Source organism: Pantoea sp. PNT03, assembly GCF_014852515.1.
In the GTDB taxonomy this organism is placed as follows: Bacteria; Pseudomonadota; Gammaproteobacteria; order Enterobacterales; family Enterobacteriaceae; genus Pantoea; species Pantoea leporis.
This window is the reverse complement of the sequence record NZ_JACVBT010000005.1, coordinates 383,656-398,346: the sequence shown is the minus strand read 5'-3', so window position 1 is coordinate 398,346 and position 14,691 is coordinate 383,656. Positions and strand designations below refer to the sequence as shown.

The window sequence follows — 14,691 nt, the reverse complement described above, 5'->3', positions numbered from 1 at the left end:
TTCATTGCCTTTCCCGATTCAGCCTTCTACTGTATTGGTCACCAGAACGAATAATGAGGAATAAATCGTGCGCATCGGGATTGATTTAGGCGGGACCAAAATTGAAGTGATTGCACTGTCTGATCAGGGTCAGGAACTGTTCCGTCATCGCGTTAACACGCCGCGTGACGACTACGCTGCCACGGTTCAGGCGATTGTCGATTTAGTGCTGCTGGCGGAGGAGAAAACCGGCCAGCAGGGCACGGTCGGCATCGGCATTCCCGGCACGATTTCGCCCTACACGCAACGGGTGAAGAATGCCAACTCCACCTGGCTGAACGGTCAGCCGCTGGATAAGGATTTAGCGCAGGCGCTGAATCGTGACGTGCGTATTGCCAACGACGCGAATTGTCTGGCGGTTTCCGAAGCGGTAGATGGCGCGGGCGCGGGTCAGCCGCTGGTGTTTGCGGTGATTATCGGCACCGGATCGGGCGCGGGCGTAGCGATTGGCGGTGAGTCGCGCATTGGCGGTAACGGCAATGCTGGTGAGTGGGGCCACAATCCGCTGCCGTGGATGGATGAGGATGAATTGCGCCATCGCGCGGAAGTGCCCTGTTACTGTGGCTTGCAGGGCTGCATTGAGACCTTTGTATCGGGTACCGGCTTCGCTATCGATTATCAGCGTCTGAGCGGTAAAGCGCTGAAAGGCGCGGAGATCATCAAGCTGATTGAGCAGCAGGATCCGGTGGCGGAACTGGCGATGAATCGCTACGAAATGCGTCTGGCGAAATCGCTGGCGCAGGTAGTGAATCTGCTGGATCCCGATGTGATTGTGTTGGGCGGCGGCATGAGTAACAACGATCGCCTGTACCAAACCGTGCCGGCGCTGATGAAGCAGTGGGTGTTTGGCCGCGAGTGTGAAACGCCAGTGCTGAAGGCGGTACATGGCGATTCGAGCGGCGTGCGCGGGGCGGCGTGGTTGTGGCCGTTGAAAGGGTAGTTTCTGGCACGCACCTCGGTTGGTGCTCGCTTTCCCCCTTCTCGGTTTGTGCTCGCTTTCCCCCTCCTCGGTCCTCCCCCATAAATGGGGGAGGAAGATGCTGCTATATGTGAGTTTGGATGCTGCATGTGGCAGCGTCTCCTTCCCCCGCTTGCGGGGGAAGGCCGGGATGGGGGACAGCGTGCACACTTCCATCAATGGGGGAGGAAGATGCTGCAATATGTGAGTTTGGATGCTGCATGTGGCAGCATCTCCTTCCCCCGCTTGCGGGGGAAGGCCGGGATGGGGGACAGCGTGCACACCTCCATCAGTGGGGGAGGAAGATGCTGCCACATGTCAGTGAGGAAGCTGCATGTGGCAGCGTCTCCTTCCCCCGCTTGCGGGGGAAGGCCGGGATGGGGGACAGCCAGCACTAACCCACTCATTCACCCACTAACATCGAATCCTGCGGCGCGTTATCACGCTGGGCTTTCGTCGCCAGGAAGTAGACATATCCCACCGCCATAATCGCCACAAACAGGCCGCCAATCACCGGGTTAAACCACAGCATCGCCACCAGACACACCAGCGACAGCACCAGCGCAATGCCCGGCACAATCGGATAGCCAGGCGCACGGAAGCTGCGTTCCATCTCTGGCGCAGTGCGACGCAGTTTGAACAGGCTCAGCATACTCATCAGATACATCACAATCGCGCCGAACACCGCCATGGTGATCATCGCAGCGGTCAGCGTCATGCCTTGCAGATTAATGAAACCATCGCTGTAGATCGCGGCGATGCCAATCAAACCGCCGGCGATAATCGCGCGGTGCGGCGTCTGAAAGCGTGACAGCTTCGCCAGACTTTGCGGCAGATAACCGGCGCGGGCGAGGGCGAAGAACTGGCGCGAATAGCCGAGAATAATGCCGTGGAAGCTGGCAATCAGGCCAAACAGACCGATCCACACCAGCATGTGCATCCAGTTGGAATTTTCACCGACAATCATCTTCATTGCCTGCGGCAGCGGATCGTTGATGTCCGACAGCTTGCGCCAGTCGCCAGCGCCACCGGCCAGCAGCATCACGCCAATCGCCAACACCACCAGCGTCAGAATGCCGGTGATATAGGCTTTGGGAATGGTGCGTTTGGGATCTTTGGCCTCTTCGGCCGCCATCGCCGCGCCTTCAATCGCCAGGAAGAACCAGATGGCGAACGGAATCGCGGCAAAGATGCCAGACATCGCCGGCATGCCGAAGTGATCGCTGCCCGCCCAGCCGTTAGCGGCAAAGTTGGCGATGCTGAAGCCCGGCGACACCACGCCCATAAACACCAGCAGCTCCAGAACCGCCAGCACGGTGACCACCAATTCGAACATCGCCGCCAGCTTAACGCCGAGAATGTTCAGCGTCATGAAGACGATATAGGCGCCGACCGCGGCGGTTTTCGGATTGAGATCGGGATATTGCACGTTGAGGTAAGCGCCAATCGCCATGGCGATCGCCGGCGGTGCGAACACGAACTCAATCAGCGTGGCGAGGCCCGCGATCAAGCCGCCGGTTTCACCGAACGCGCGGCGGCTATAAGCAAACGGACCGCCCGCATGCGGAATCGCGGTGGTCAGTTCGGTAAAGCTGAAAATGAAGCAGGTATACATGGTGGCGATCATCGCGGTGGTGATCAGAAACCCTAGCGTGCCCGCCACGCCCCAGCCGTAACTCCAGCCAAAATATTCCCCGGAAATCACCAGTCCAACCGCAATGCCCCACAAATGCAGGGTGCCCAGCGTGGGTTTGAGCTTATTCGTCATCATCTTCTCCCCGTCGTCATTGTTGGTGCGGCAGCTTCACCGCGCTTTTTTATCTTTGCGCTACAGTGAAGTGATAATGCCGCTGCCGGACGCGGGAAAACTTGACGCGGGCGCAGTGAGTTTTGTCCTCCACGGTCAACTCTAAGGCAAGAAAAGTGCCAGATGCACGCTGCGGTCAACTTTGGGTTGTCTGCGGTCAAGCAGTCAGGACGACGTCATCCCATGCTGATACCACTTGCTTGATGCTGGAGATTGATGAATGAGTGCCGAACAGTCCGATACCTTAACTGATACTGAAATCACCCTGCTGGCGCATCAGGCGCTGGCCCGTTATCCCGCGGCACTGCGCGGCGAACTCAAGCTGCTGTGCCGCTCGGAAAATGCCACCTTCCTGTTGCAGGCGGCGGGCAAACGCTACGCGCTGCGTCTGCATCGTCCTAACTATCACAGCAAAGCGGACATTCAGAGCGAGCTGCTGTGGCTGGATGCGCTGCGTGACATTGGCATCATGGTGCCGCAGGCGATCCCGGCCAGTGAGGGTGAGACCGTGCTGACGCTGCTGATGGCAAACGGCGACGAGCGCTACGCCGTGTTGTTCCACTGGATTGAGGGTGACATGCCCACCACCGATGTCGATCCCAAAGCGTTTCAGCAGCTGGGTCACATCACCGCGCGCTTGCACCAGCACAGCCGCAGCTGGCAGAAACCGGCCGGTTTCCAGCGCATCATCTGGGATCATCACACTATGGTCAGCGATCATAGCCATTGGGGACGCTGGCAGGATGCGCCGAACCTCAATCCGGCCGATCACGGCATCGTCGCCGAAGCGGTAGCGCGCGTCGGGCAGGAGCTGCAGGGCTTTGGCAAAGGGGCGGATCGTTATGGTTTGATCCACGCCGATCTGCGTCTGACCAACCTGCTGCTGCATAAAGGCGAAACGCGGGTGATCGACTTTGATGACTGCGGACTCGGCTGGTATCTGCACGATCTGGCGGCGGCGATCAGTTTTGTTGAGCACCATCCGCGCGCCGCCGAATGGGTGGATAACTGGATCCTCGGTTACGAAAAAGTGGCGCACATCAGTGATGACGAGATGGCGCTGGTGCCGACGCTGCTGATCCAGCGCCGCATTCAGATGACCGCGTGGATGGGATCACACGCGGAAACGGAAATGGCACTGAGCCTTGGGCCGCGCTGGGCCGATCACTCGGTGCGCCTCTGCCGACGTTATCTGGAAACCAATCAGCTGCCGGTTGGCGTTTGATGCACCAGCAGTGAGCAGCTTTGCGCTGTCGCGGCGCAGCAAAGGTCGCCATTCATGGCGACCCTGCGACAAAATCCGCAAATCATTCGCCTGGTACGAATATTGCTGGAATCCTCAACCTGTTTCACTCGCGCCACACGCAGAGGTTCCGATGCAATCACTCATAACACCCACTGAAGCCTTGAGCGCCTTGTCCGTCAGCGCCAGCAACCGCGGCGTTTTGGCGGCGGCGGCCACTGGACTGAGCGGGTTTATCACTGACAAAGGCGGCGATGTCGATCGTATTTTTGGCATCAGCGGCATCAACTCCGAACTGCTGGCGAGCCCCACGCTAAGCCTGGGTTTGGTGAACTACTGCCGCGTGATGGAAGAGGCAGCGCGTCATTCCGGTTTTGATAACTTCGGTTTGCATTACGGCAAGCAGTTCAAACCGCAGTCATTAGGCTTGATTGGGTATATCGGCCTCTGTTCGCCCACGCTGGAGCAGGCGCTGCACAACGTGGTGAACGCCTTTCCGTGGCATCAGCACGACACGCTGACGCGGCTAGTGGATAAAGGCGAGTGCTGGCGGCTCGATTATCAGGTGCGCCACGGCGCGATCCTCTCCAGACGCCAGGATGCGGAGCTGACGCTCGGTATGTTTCTCAACTTGATCCGCCACGTTGCCGGCAAAAACTGGGCACCGCGTGAAGTGCACTTCGAACATCCGCGCCCGGAGCAGTGGCACGAGCACTGCAAAGTGTTTGATGCGCCGGTGTGGTTTGATCAACCGTTCAACTCATTACTGATCCCGAAACGCGATCTGCTGCGCAGCATGCCGGAACAAGATCCGATGTTGCTGATGGTGATGCAGGATGCTATCCGCCGCCTGAACAGTTGTGCCAGCCTGCAAAGCGTGGTGGAGCAGGCGCGATCGCAGGTCAATCTGTCACTGATGCAGGGCGAACCAGTGCTGGAAGATATTGCCGAAAAAATGGGCCTGTCGAGCTGGTCGCTGCAACGGCGGCTGCGTGAAGAGGGCATCAGTTTCACGGCGCTGGTGGACAAGGTACGCTGCGAGATGGCGACGCACTATCTGCAACAGAAGCAGCTGCCAATCTCAGAGATGGCGCTGCTGCTCGGCTATTCCGAAGTCAGCGCCTTCTCCCGCGCCTTCCGCCGCTGGTTTGGCATCAGCCCGCGCCAGTGGCGCCAGGATGGCTCGGCGTTGCCGGGGCAAAACCGAACCACGCTGGCTGGCTAGCGTCCGGCGGCGGCGGTAAATCTTTGCTTTGACCAATCAACTGCCAGGCGCGCAGGCACAGCGTTTCGTCGCCTTGCGTCTGCGTCACCGCGTAGCGCCCGCTGTTTTGCCACTCAAGCCGCACCAGACATTGCTGACCGGCATAACGGCGCGCATCGCGGAAATGCTGGTTGAGCTGATGCTGCATCTCATCAGCCCACTTGCAGGATGCGCTGCCCGGTGCGCTCTGCGGCTGACACAGGTTGGCGATGCTATCCTGTTGCTTTGGCTGAGAATGCTGACAAGCGCTGAGGCCCACAACAATCATTAACCCGCCCAATAATCCCGCCATTCGATTAATTAAATTCATTAATATGCCTGTATTTTCACTAAAGTTCCTCTCTCTCACTGCCGACAGTCTACAGACCGACTCAACCAATGCTATGGCATTACTCTGACTGTCGGCAGAACCAGAATTTGCCGCAGCCTCGCGGCTTTATCTCCTTTTGATTCATGGATTAGAAATGCAGAAAAAATATGCCCTTGCGGCACTCTCCTTGTTAAGCGCCACGCTGCTAAGCGGCTGCGCGACCGAATCGTCACGCGCCATTGAAGCGCCACAGGTGCGTGCGGCCAGCCAGCCCGCGTATCAGGGCGTGCGCAGCCCGATTGCGGTTGGCCAGTTTGATAACCGCTCCTCGTACATGAACGGCATCTTCTCCGATGGCGTGGATCGTCTTGGCAATCAGTCGAAAACCATTTTGGTCACGCACCTGCAGCAGACCAATCGCTTCAACGTGCTGGATCGCAGCAACCTGAAAGAGTTGCAGCAGGAAGCCGGCTTTAAGAAGAGCGAGCAGAACATCAAAGGTGCGACTTACATCATCACCGGCGATATCACCGAATTTGGTCGCAAAGAAGTGGGCGATCAACAGCTGTGGGGCATTTTGGGGCGCGGTAAGAACCAGATCGCCTATGCCAAAGTCAACCTGAATGTGGTGGATGTCACCACCTCAGAAGTGGTGTACAGCGCGCAGGGCGCGGGTGAATTCAAGCTGTCAGCGCGTGAGATCGTCGGTTTCGGCGGCACCGCCAGCTATGACTCCACTCTCAACGGCAAAGTGATGGATCTGGCGATTCGTGAAGCGGTAGATCATTTAGTGGATGGCATTAACAGTGGCGCATGGCGTCCGGCGAAATAAGGATATTGAGCATGAAAGGGTTGCAACTGAGTGCGGCGCTGATCGCTGCGGGTGTGCTGGCTGGCTGTGCGCCAAAAGGGCCGGAACCGATCTATTACTGGGGCGATTACCAGCAGCAGATCTATAGCTATTACAAAAAAGATAGCGATCCGCAGAAGCAGATCGAAGCACTGAATCTGGATATTGAAAAAGCCAAATCGGTCAACAAACCGGTTGCGCCGGGCCTGCACGCGCAGCTCGGCCTGCTGTACGCCAAAACTGGTGCTACCGATAAAGCCTTCGGCCAGTTTGCCACCGAGAAGCAGCTGTTCCCGGAATCGGCGCCCTATATGGACTTTCTGATGAAGAAAAAACAAGGAGTTGCCCAGTGAACAAGCTGATTGTGTCTTTGGGCGTGCTGGCCACGCTGCTATTGACCGGCTGCGCGCATAAAAAACCGTACGATTACAGCGCCTTCCGCGCCAGCAAGCCGGCCTCAATTCTGGTGTTGCCTGCGGATAACCGCGCGCCGGATGTGAACGCGGCGAACAGCTTCACCTCGCTGGTGACGCGTCCGCTGGCGGAAGCGGGCTATTACGTGTTCCCGGTGGCGGTGGTGGATGAAACCTTCCAGCAGAACGGATTGACCAACGGCCATGAAATTCAGGCTGTCAGCCCGCAGCGTCTGCATGACATCTTCCACGCCGACAGCGCGCTGTACATTTCAGTGACCGATTACGGCAGCAGCTATCAGGTGATCCAGAGCGTGACCAGGGTGTCGGCGACGGCGCGTCTGGTGGATTTGCGCAGCGGTAAAGAGCTGTGGCAAGGCATTGCCACCGCCAGCGACGCGGAAGATGGCAACAACAATAATGGCGGTATCATTGGCATGTTGGTGTCAGCGGCAATCAAGCAGATCGCCAGCAATGTGTCGGATAAGGCACACACCATCGCCGGTGTGACCAGCGCCCGTCTGCTGGCTCAGAACGAGCAGGGCGGTTTGCTGGCCGGCCCTCGTTATAAGTTGGTGAGTACGCGATAAAAGAACGCAGTGAATCGTAGCGGCGCAATTTATCGCGCTCTTTTCGGATGGGCACCGCCTTAACAAGCGCAATAAATTGCGCCGCTACGAATTGTGCGTTTTTAAGCGAGATCGCCCGGCAACTCCAGCTTGCTGTAACCCAGGCCATTCATCTTACGGACACGGATCTGCACCGGAATACGCTCCTTCATCGCTTCGACATGGCTGATCACGCCGATGGTTTTGCCGCTGGCGTTGAGGGCATCGAGCGCATCCAGCGCGGTATCCAGCGTCTCGGCATCCAGCGTGCCGAAGCCTTCGTCGAGGAACAGCGATTCGATGCGCGTTTTATGACTCACCAAATCTGACAGCGCTAACGCCAGCGCCAGGCTGACGAGAAAACTCTCGCCGCCCGATAGCGTGCGCGTATCGCGCGTGGCGTCAGCTTGCCAGGTATCAACCACTTCCAGCTCCAGCTCTTCACTAATGCGGCGCTGCAGCAGATAGCGACCGTGCAGGCGATCGAGCTGACGGTTCGCCAGCCACACCAGATGGTCGAGCGTCAGACCTTGTGCGAAGCGGCGGAATTTATCGCCTTTGGCCGAACCCACCAGATCGTTCAGACGCCCCAGCTGCGCCAGTTCCCCTTCATCGGTGGCGATTTGCGTCAGCAACGATTGCTGCTGCAAACGCTGTTGCGCATCGCTGTGTAACTGCTGCTGCGCTTCGCCCTGTTGACGGGCATTGTCACGTAACGTCACGCGCAGCTGTTCCAGCTGCTGCTGAATCGTGGCGGCGATCTCGTCGCTAAGTTCCAAAGGCCGCTGCTGCTGATGCGCCGTCCAGCGCTGCATAAGCTGTTCGCTGAGGGTGAGCTGCTGCTGGCGCTGCTGATCGAGCGTCTGCAACTGCTGGCGCAGCTGCTGCACCTCGCGCTCCTCCAGCAGAGCGGCACGCAGCGCGCGCTCATCCGCAAAATCACTCTGCTGCAGCGCGGCGAGGAAGGCGCTTTCTGCGGCGGCAGCGCGCTCACGCAAGGTGTGTTGCTGCGCCGCGATCTGCTCGCACTGGCCATTCAGGCCGTGCAGCATGCTTTGCGCCTGTTGCCACTGCTGAAGCTGCTGCGCCAGCGCCTGTTCACACTGTTGCAGCGCGGCATGCTGCTGCTGCCGGGCTTCTGCCACCAGACGATCGCCAAACAGCTGTTGACGCTGTTGCTGCTGCTGCTGGCGCTGCTGCTGCAAAGCGCTAAGCGTCTGCTGAAGCTCATCCAGCCGCTGCTGTTCACGCGCCAGATTCTGCTGCAGGCTGCTGCGCTCGCTTTCGGCTTTCACCAGCTGTGGCTGCAACTCGCCGTGTAACCGTTCATTTTCCTGCCATGCGATCCAGCGTTGTTGTAAGGTGCGCAGCCAGCTTTCCCGCTCAGCGACATCTGGCAGGACGAGCTGATGCTGCGTCAGCTGCTGTTCCAGCTGCTGCGCCAGTTGCTGCATGGCGCTGCGTTCGCTGGCCTCGCGCTGGCTGATTTCATCCAGCGTCTGCTGCGTGCTGGCGATCTGCTGCTGCGCCAGCTGCTGCTGATTCTGATGCTGCTGCCACAGCTGCTGCTGTTGCAGATGCGCATCTTTTGCCTGCTGCAGCGCACGCGCAGCGTTTTCCCGCGTCTGCAGCTGCTGTTGCTGCAGCTGTTCCTGCGCATCCTGCTGCTGTTGCCACTGCGCAAAATCGTCCTGCTGCTCCAGCGTGCAGGTAAGTGCCAGCTCACCGCTCAGCGCTTGCCATTGGGTGTTCACCGTCGCCAGTTGCTGATCGTAATCGCTGATCTCCTGCTGCAACGCCTGCTGCTGTTGCAGCGACAGTTTCTGCTGCTCGCCTTTGGCGGTGCCGGACTCTTTTAGCTGCGCCACGCGCGTTTCCAGCGCGGTTAAACGCTGCTGATTGGCGCCGGGCTCAAGCTGCTGATATTGCGCAATCGCCGGATGCTGGCACGAGCCGCACAGCGGGCAGGGCTGATCCGGCTGCAGTTTAGCGCGCTCGTCGGCCAGCTGGGCGATGGTGCGCTCCAGCTCGCAGATCTTGCGCACATCGAGCAGCGCCTGATGTTCCCGTTTGTACTCCTCGCGCAGCGCCTGTAACGCCTGTTCCGCGTCCTGATGCTGCTGCTGGAGCTGCGCCAGTTTCTGCTGACGCTGCAACCGCTGCGGTTGCAGCGCGCGCCACTGCGCGGCGAGCAGGTTAAGTTGCTGGCGCGCAGGGCGTTGGGTTTGATGCTGCGTCAGGGCGTCGCGCAGTTGCGCGCTGCCGATCTCCGCTTCAAGTGAAGTCAGTGCTTGCTCCGCTTGCAGACGCTGCTGCGCGGCCTGCGCTTCGGCTTGCTGCAACGGTTGCGCCGCCTGTTCACGCTGAGCCTGCGCCTGTTGATGCTGCTCCAGCTGGCTGCGCTGCTGTTGATGCTGTGCGATGAGCTGCGTCAGCGTCTGCTCGCGCTCATCCAGCCGGGCAATCTCCGCCTGCCAGCGCGTTAATTCCGCGCCCCAATGGGCGACAGCGGCTTCGCGGACACGGAATTCCTGCTGCTGCGCCAGCTGTTGTTGTAAACGTTCACTTACCTGCTGTTGCTGGCTGAGTGCGGTTTGGCTGGATTGCAGCGCCTGTTGCTGCTGCAGATGCAATCGCTGCTGTTCATCCAGCTGCTGCGCGAGGGTGGTGATGCGTTGATCGAGCGGGATAACCTGCTCGGTGAGCAGCATTTCAAGCTGCTGCTGTTGCTGTAACGCCTGTTCACGCGCCTGCTGCGCAGCCTGATAATGGTTTTCGCCCTGTTGCAGCGCGGTTTTGGCTTGCTGCCGTTGCGCTTGCAGCTGCTGCGATTGCTGTTCCAGCGCACGGAGATCGCCCTGCAACTGTTCGCGCTGCTGCAACTTCTCGCGCAGTTTTTCTGCCGGTTCGGCGCGCGCCAGCCGCTGACGATCGCCATCCGCCTGCTGCCAGGCCTGTTGCGCGGCAAGCAGCGTCTGTTCGGCCTGCTGCTGCTCTTGCGTTAGCTGTTGCTGCTGCACCAGCCATTGCTGCTGATGCTGCGCCAGCGTTAGCTGTTCGCTCAGGATTTTCTCCTGCGTGCCAAGTTCCGCCAGCTGCTGCGTCAATTCTGCCCGGCGCGCTTCATCGAGCAGCGACATGCCGCCGGCGCGGGCGCGCAGCGTATCCAGCTCGCTGCGCGCGGTGCGCCAGCGCTCGTAGATCTGCACCGAGATTTGTCCGTAGATTTCGGTGCCGGTCAGCTCTTCCAGCAGCTCGGCGCGTTCGCCGGGTTTGGCATTCAGGAAGGCGGCAAACTGGCCTTGCGACAGCATCATCGAGCGGGTAAAACGGGCGAAATCGAGCCCCGACAGGGTCTCAATCGCTTTCAGCTTGTCGCCAACTTTATCGGCGATGATCTGATTATCGGCCACACGCGCCAGCTCGACGCGCGGTGCCTGCAGCTTACCGTCGGCTTGGCCGCGCGCGCGGTTCTGGCTCCAGAAGGCGCGCCAGGCTTCGCCTTTGATCTCAAACTCCACTTCCGCCAGACACTCGGCGGTGTCGCGGGTGATCAGCTCGTTCTGGGTTTGCGACAGCGTGCCGAGGCGCGGCGTCTGATGATAGAGCGCCAGGCAAATCGCATCGAGTAAGGTGGTTTTGCCCGCGCCAGTGGCGCCGGTAATGGCAAACAAGCCGTTGCTGGCAAAGGGCTCACGACGGAAATCGATAAACCATTCGCCGCGCAGCGCATTGAGGTTTTTAAAGCGTAGCGTCAAAATTTTCATGCGGATGGATTCTCCAGCGCGGCAAGCTGGGTGCGGAACAGCTGCGTTAACTGCTCGGCCTGCCCGGCATCCAGCTGATCTTCCTGCGCCAGTCGGCGAGCAAACACGTCTTCCACTTTTAGTTCGCTCAGGGTTTCGTTCTCCAGCCGTTCGAGGCTGCGCTGCCGCTGTTCGCGGCTGCGGCGCACCAGCAGCACTTCGACCGGCAGATTTTCGGTGAGCGCTTCAATGCGACGTTGCAGATCGCTGAGATATTCCTGCGTGGTGATCTCAATATCCAGCCAGACTGGCTGTTCGCTGGCGCTCGCGCTGAACTGCGCCAGCTGATGTTCAATTTCCGCCATCGAGCCTTTCAGCATCTGCATCGGCTGGAAGTGCGGGATGGTTAGCGGCGTAACGGTATCGAGCGTGGTGCTGAATTCCAGCAGGAAGACGCTTTTCTCGCGGCCAAGCTCATCAAAACTGAGCGGAATCGGCGAGCCGCTGTAACGAATGTGCTCGCTGTTGGCGATGCGCTGGGCGCGATGGATGTGACCGAGCGCGATGTAATCGGCGGGCGGAAACGCCTGCGCCGGGAAGGCATCCAGCGTGCCGATATAGATGTCGCGCACAGAATCGCTTTTAGTCACGCCAACAGTGGTGAGATGACCGGTGGCGATGATCGGCAGCGTAACGTCCTGCGCATCGCGCTGCGCCTGCGCGGCAGCAAAGCAGTGCTGATAATGCTGCTCGATCGCCTCCAGCAGCGAGATCTGCTTCTCGCGGCCGGATTGGCCAGCCTGGCTACGCAGAATGTCGCGCGGACGCAGATAAGGAATGGCGCACAGCAGCGCGCCCGGCGCGCCATCACGCTGCTTCAGGGTTAACACCTGCTGTTCGCCCTGCGGCGTGGCGCTGGTGATCACCTGCGTATTCAGGCAGGCCAGCAGCTCGCGCGATTCATTCAGCGTCGCCACCGAGTCGTGATTGCCCGCCAGCACCACCAATTGGCAGCCGCTTGGCTGCAGCGCCACCACAAAACGGTTAAACATTTCACGCGCGTAGCTCGGCGGCGAACCGGTATCAAACAGATCGCCGGCGATAATCAGCGCATCCACCTGATGCTGCACAATCTGATTCAGCAGCCAGTCGAGAAACGCCTGATGTTCTCGCGCGCGACTTTTGCTGTAAAAGAACTGACCGAGATGCCAGTCAGCGGTGTGAATGATGCGCATGTTTGCTCCGTGCTCTGTTTAGCGAAGGCGAATTATAACCACTTAAGATCACAAAGAAAAAAAGCAGAATTTTATTGTGACATTTCTGTTTTTTATCTATCTATCTTAGGGCGGTGTTTTCATAAAAGTGTCACAAAACTGACGCATAATGGCGCCGCAAATCCCAGTGACACGGTGTCACACTAGCAGGAGTTACAATGGCTAAGCGCATTTTGGTTGTGGAAGACGAAGCTCCCATCCGTGAAATGTTATGTTTCGTGCTGGAACAGAATGATTACCAGCCTATTGAGGCGGAAGATTATGACAGCGCGATTGGTAAGCTGATCGAACCCTGGCCTGATTTGATTCTGCTGGACTGGATGTTGCCCGGCGGCAGCGGGATTCAGTTTATTAAGCATTTGAAGCGCGAAGCCATGACGCGCGACATTCCGGTGATGATGCTGACGGCGCGCGGTGAAGAGGAAGATCGCGTGCGCGGTCTGGAAGTGGGCGCGGATGATTACATCACCAAGCCATTCTCACCGAAAGAGCTGATGGCGCGTATCAAAGCGGTGATGCGCCGTATTTCACCGATGGCGGTGGAAGAGGTGATTGAGATGCAGGGCCTGAGCCTTGATCCTTCCTCACATCGTGTGATGTCGGAAACCACGCCGCTGGAGATGGGACCGACCGAGTACAAACTGCTGCACTTCTTTATGACCCACCCGGAACGCGTGTACAGCCGCGAACAGCTGCTGAACCATGTTTGGGGCACCAATGTGTATGTCGAAGATCGCACCGTCGATGTGCATATTCGCCGTTTACGTAAAGCACTGGAATTAACCGGCCACGATCGCATGGTTCAAACCGTGCGCGGAACAGGGTATCGTTTCTCTGCCCGCTACTAAACGTAAACGGAGTGTTTACCGTGCTGGAACGACTCTCCTGGAAGAGATTGTTGACCGAGCTGGCGCTGGTCTGTTTACCTGCGCTGGTGTTGGGTCTGTTGTTCGGATATCTGCCGTGGCTGCTGCTGATTGCGGTGACCGGCGTGATGTTCTGGCACTTCAGAAATCTGATGCGTCTGTCGCACTGGCTGTGGGTCGATCGTTCAATGACGCCGCCCACCGGACGCGGCAGCTGGGAACCGCTGTTTTATGGCCTGTACCAGATGCAATTGCGCAACCGGCGGCGGCGGCGCGAGCTGGGCAATCTGATCAAACGTTTCCGCAGCGGAGCAGAATCGCTGCCGGATGCGGTGGTGCTGACCACCGAAGAGGGCACTATTTTCTGGTGCAACGGCCTGGCGCAGCAGCACCTTGGCTTGCGCTGGCCGGAAGATAACGGCCAGAATATCCTCAATTTGCTGCGTTATCCTGAATTTTCCCGCTATATCCGCCAGCGCAAGTTCGACATGCCGCTGACCCAGATCCTCAATAATCAGCGTCATATGGAATTCCGCGTGATGCCTTACAGCGAAGGTCAGTGGCTGATGGTGGCACGTGATGTCACCCAGATGCACCAGCTGGAAGGCGCGCGACGCAACTTTTTTGCTAACGTCAGTCATGAACTGCGCACGCCGTTAACGGTATTGCAGGGTTATCTGGAAATGATGGACGACTCGGTGATGAACGAGCGCACGCGCAGCAAGGCGTTGCATACCATGCAAGAGCAGACGCGCCGCATGGACAGCCTGGTGAAGCAGTTGTTGACCTTGTCGCGTATCGAAGCGGCGCCAGCCATCGATCTCAAAGAGACGGTGGATGTGCCGGGCATGCTGATGCTGTTGCAGCGTGAAGCGGAAACGCTGAGTCAGGGACGTCACACCATCCATTTCCATACCGATCCGCATCTGAAAGTGTTCGGCAATGATGAGCAGCTACGTAGCGCCATTTCCAATCTGGTCTACAACGCGGTGAATCACACGCCCGATGGCACGCGCATCGACATCAGTTGGCTGCGCACTAAACAAGGCGCGCAGTTTAAGGTGTGCGATGACGGGCCGGGCATTAGCGAGCAGCATCTGCCACGCCTCACCGAGCGTTTCTATCGCGTGGATAAAGCGCGTTCGCGCGCCACCGGCGGAAGCGGATTGGGGCTGGCGATCGTGAAGCATGCGTTGGGACATCACAACGCGCGGCTGGAGATCACCAGCGTGCCGCATCAGGAAACCTGTTTCAGCTTCCTGCTGCCGCCACGCTTGATTGTGGCTAACGTGATGCAAGAGCGGGTTAATTAA

At 58.7% G+C, this 14,691-nt stretch carries 12 protein-coding genes; 8 read left to right on the top strand and 4 right to left on the bottom strand.

Annotated elements, in window-relative coordinates; genetic code table 11:
• Nucleotides 1-67 precede the first annotated feature (67 nt).
• Nucleotides 68-979, top strand: coding sequence for a fructokinase (gene mak, locus IB226_RS19155; RefSeq protein ID WP_110867766.1), 912 nt, complete (start codon nucleotides 68-70; stop codon nucleotides 977-979).
• 421 nt (nucleotides 980-1,400) lie between these two features.
• Here mak and eat read toward each other — a convergent pair whose 3' ends face one another.
• Complete coding sequence (gene eat, locus IB226_RS19150; RefSeq protein ID WP_061717487.1) at nucleotides 1,401-2,765, bottom strand: ethanolamine permease; 1,365 nt, start codon at nucleotides 2,763-2,765, stop codon at nucleotides 1,401-1,403.
• A 259-nt stretch (nucleotides 2,766-3,024) separates the two neighbouring features.
• Between eat and IB226_RS19145 the strand changes: the two genes are divergently transcribed.
• Nucleotides 3,025-4,029: a phosphotransferase enzyme family protein gene (locus IB226_RS19145; protein ID WP_192236726.1), complete on the top strand. Its 1,005-nt coding sequence runs from the start codon at nucleotides 3,025-3,027 to the stop codon at nucleotides 4,027-4,029.
• Between the two features lie 151 nt (nucleotides 4,030-4,180).
• Entirely contained in the window at nucleotides 4,181-5,272 is a 1,092-nt protein-coding gene (locus IB226_RS19140) for an AraC family transcriptional regulator (protein ID WP_110867764.1), read from the top strand.
• Here the strand turns inward: IB226_RS19140 and IB226_RS19135 are convergent.
• The gene (locus IB226_RS19135; protein ID WP_192236725.1) at nucleotides 5,202-5,621 is read right to left on the bottom strand and encodes a cell envelope integrity TolA C-terminal domain-containing protein; all 420 of its coding nucleotides are present in this window, start codon (nucleotides 5,619-5,621) and stop codon (nucleotides 5,202-5,204) included. The genes IB226_RS19140 and IB226_RS19135 overlap by 71 nt on opposite strands.
• A gap of 154 nt (nucleotides 5,622-5,775) precedes the next feature.
• Between IB226_RS19135 and IB226_RS19130 the strand changes: the two genes are divergently transcribed.
• Genes IB226_RS19130 through IB226_RS19120 form a run of 3 tightly spaced genes read left to right on the top strand, consistent with a single transcriptional unit; the run spans nucleotide 5,776 to nucleotide 7,474 of the window.
• A complete protein-coding gene (locus IB226_RS19130) occupies nucleotides 5,776-6,453 on the top strand; it encodes a CsgG/HfaB family protein (RefSeq protein ID WP_101762459.1) in 678 nt (225 codons plus the stop codon).
• A gap of 11 nt (nucleotides 6,454-6,464) precedes the next feature.
• Nucleotides 6,465-6,824 carry a DUF4810 domain-containing protein gene (locus tag IB226_RS19125; protein ID WP_101762458.1) on the top strand — a complete coding sequence of 120 codons (360 nt, stop codon included), beginning with the start codon at nucleotides 6,465-6,467 and terminating at the stop codon, nucleotides 6,822-6,824.
• Nucleotides 6,821-7,474 (top strand): DUF799 domain-containing protein, encoded by a 654-nt coding sequence (locus IB226_RS19120; protein WP_101762457.1) that lies wholly within the window; start codon nucleotides 6,821-6,823, stop codon nucleotides 7,472-7,474. Before IB226_RS19125 ends, IB226_RS19120 begins: the two co-directional genes overlap by 4 nt.
• A gap of 101 nt (nucleotides 7,475-7,575) precedes the next feature.
• Here the strand turns inward: IB226_RS19120 and IB226_RS19115 are convergent, their stop codons facing one another.
• Both IB226_RS19115 and sbcD read right to left on the bottom strand, forming a co-directional pair.
• Complete coding sequence (locus IB226_RS19115; RefSeq protein WP_192236724.1) at nucleotides 7,576-11,259, bottom strand: AAA family ATPase; 3,684 nt, start codon at nucleotides 11,257-11,259, stop codon at nucleotides 7,576-7,578.
• Nucleotides 11,256-12,473 carry an exonuclease subunit SbcD gene (gene sbcD / locus IB226_RS19110; protein WP_192236723.1) on the bottom strand — a complete coding sequence of 406 codons (1,218 nt, stop codon included), beginning with the start codon at nucleotides 12,471-12,473 and terminating at the stop codon, nucleotides 11,256-11,258. The genes IB226_RS19115 and sbcD overlap by 4 nt, the downstream gene beginning before the upstream one ends.
• Nucleotides 12,474-12,670: 197 nt before the next feature.
• Between sbcD and phoB the strand changes: the two genes are divergently transcribed.
• On the top strand, nucleotides 12,671-13,360 hold the full coding sequence (gene phoB, locus IB226_RS19105) for a phosphate response regulator transcription factor PhoB (RefSeq protein WP_007887040.1): 690 nt from the start codon (nucleotides 12,671-12,673) through the stop codon (nucleotides 13,358-13,360).
• Between the two features lie 20 nt (nucleotides 13,361-13,380).
• Nucleotides 13,381-14,691: a phosphate regulon sensor histidine kinase PhoR gene (gene phoR / locus IB226_RS19100; protein ID WP_101762454.1), complete on the top strand. Its 1,311-nt coding sequence runs from the start codon at nucleotides 13,381-13,383 to the stop codon at nucleotides 14,689-14,691.

Bases quoted from the DNA above. Each gene is read 5' to 3' on its own strand.
- phoB (WP_007887040.1), top strand. From the start codon at position 12,671: ATGGCTAAGCGCATTTTGGTTGTGGAAGACGAAGCTCCCATCCGTGAA.
- IB226_RS19140 (WP_110867764.1), top strand. From the start codon at position 4,181: ATGCAATCACTCATAACACCCACTGAAGCCTTGAGCGCCTTGTCCGTC.
- IB226_RS19130 (WP_101762459.1), top strand. From the start codon at position 5,776: ATGCAGAAAAAATATGCCCTTGCGGCACTCTCCTTGTTAAGCGCCACG.
- sbcD (WP_192236723.1), bottom strand. From the start codon at position 12,473: ATGCGCATCATTCACACCGCTGACTGGCATCTCGGTCAGTTCTTTTAC.
- IB226_RS19115 (WP_192236724.1), bottom strand. From the start codon at position 11,259: ATGAAAATTTTGACGCTACGCTTTAAAAACCTCAATGCGCTGCGCGGC.
- IB226_RS19145 (WP_192236726.1), top strand. From the start codon at position 3,025: ATGAGTGCCGAACAGTCCGATACCTTAACTGATACTGAAATCACCCTG.
- eat (WP_061717487.1), bottom strand. From the start codon at position 2,765: ATGACGAATAAGCTCAAACCCACGCTGGGCACCCTGCATTTGTGGGGC.
- IB226_RS19135 (WP_192236725.1), bottom strand. From the start codon at position 5,621: ATGAATTTAATTAATCGAATGGCGGGATTATTGGGCGGGTTAATGATT.
- IB226_RS19125 (WP_101762458.1), top strand. From the start codon at position 6,465: ATGAAAGGGTTGCAACTGAGTGCGGCGCTGATCGCTGCGGGTGTGCTG.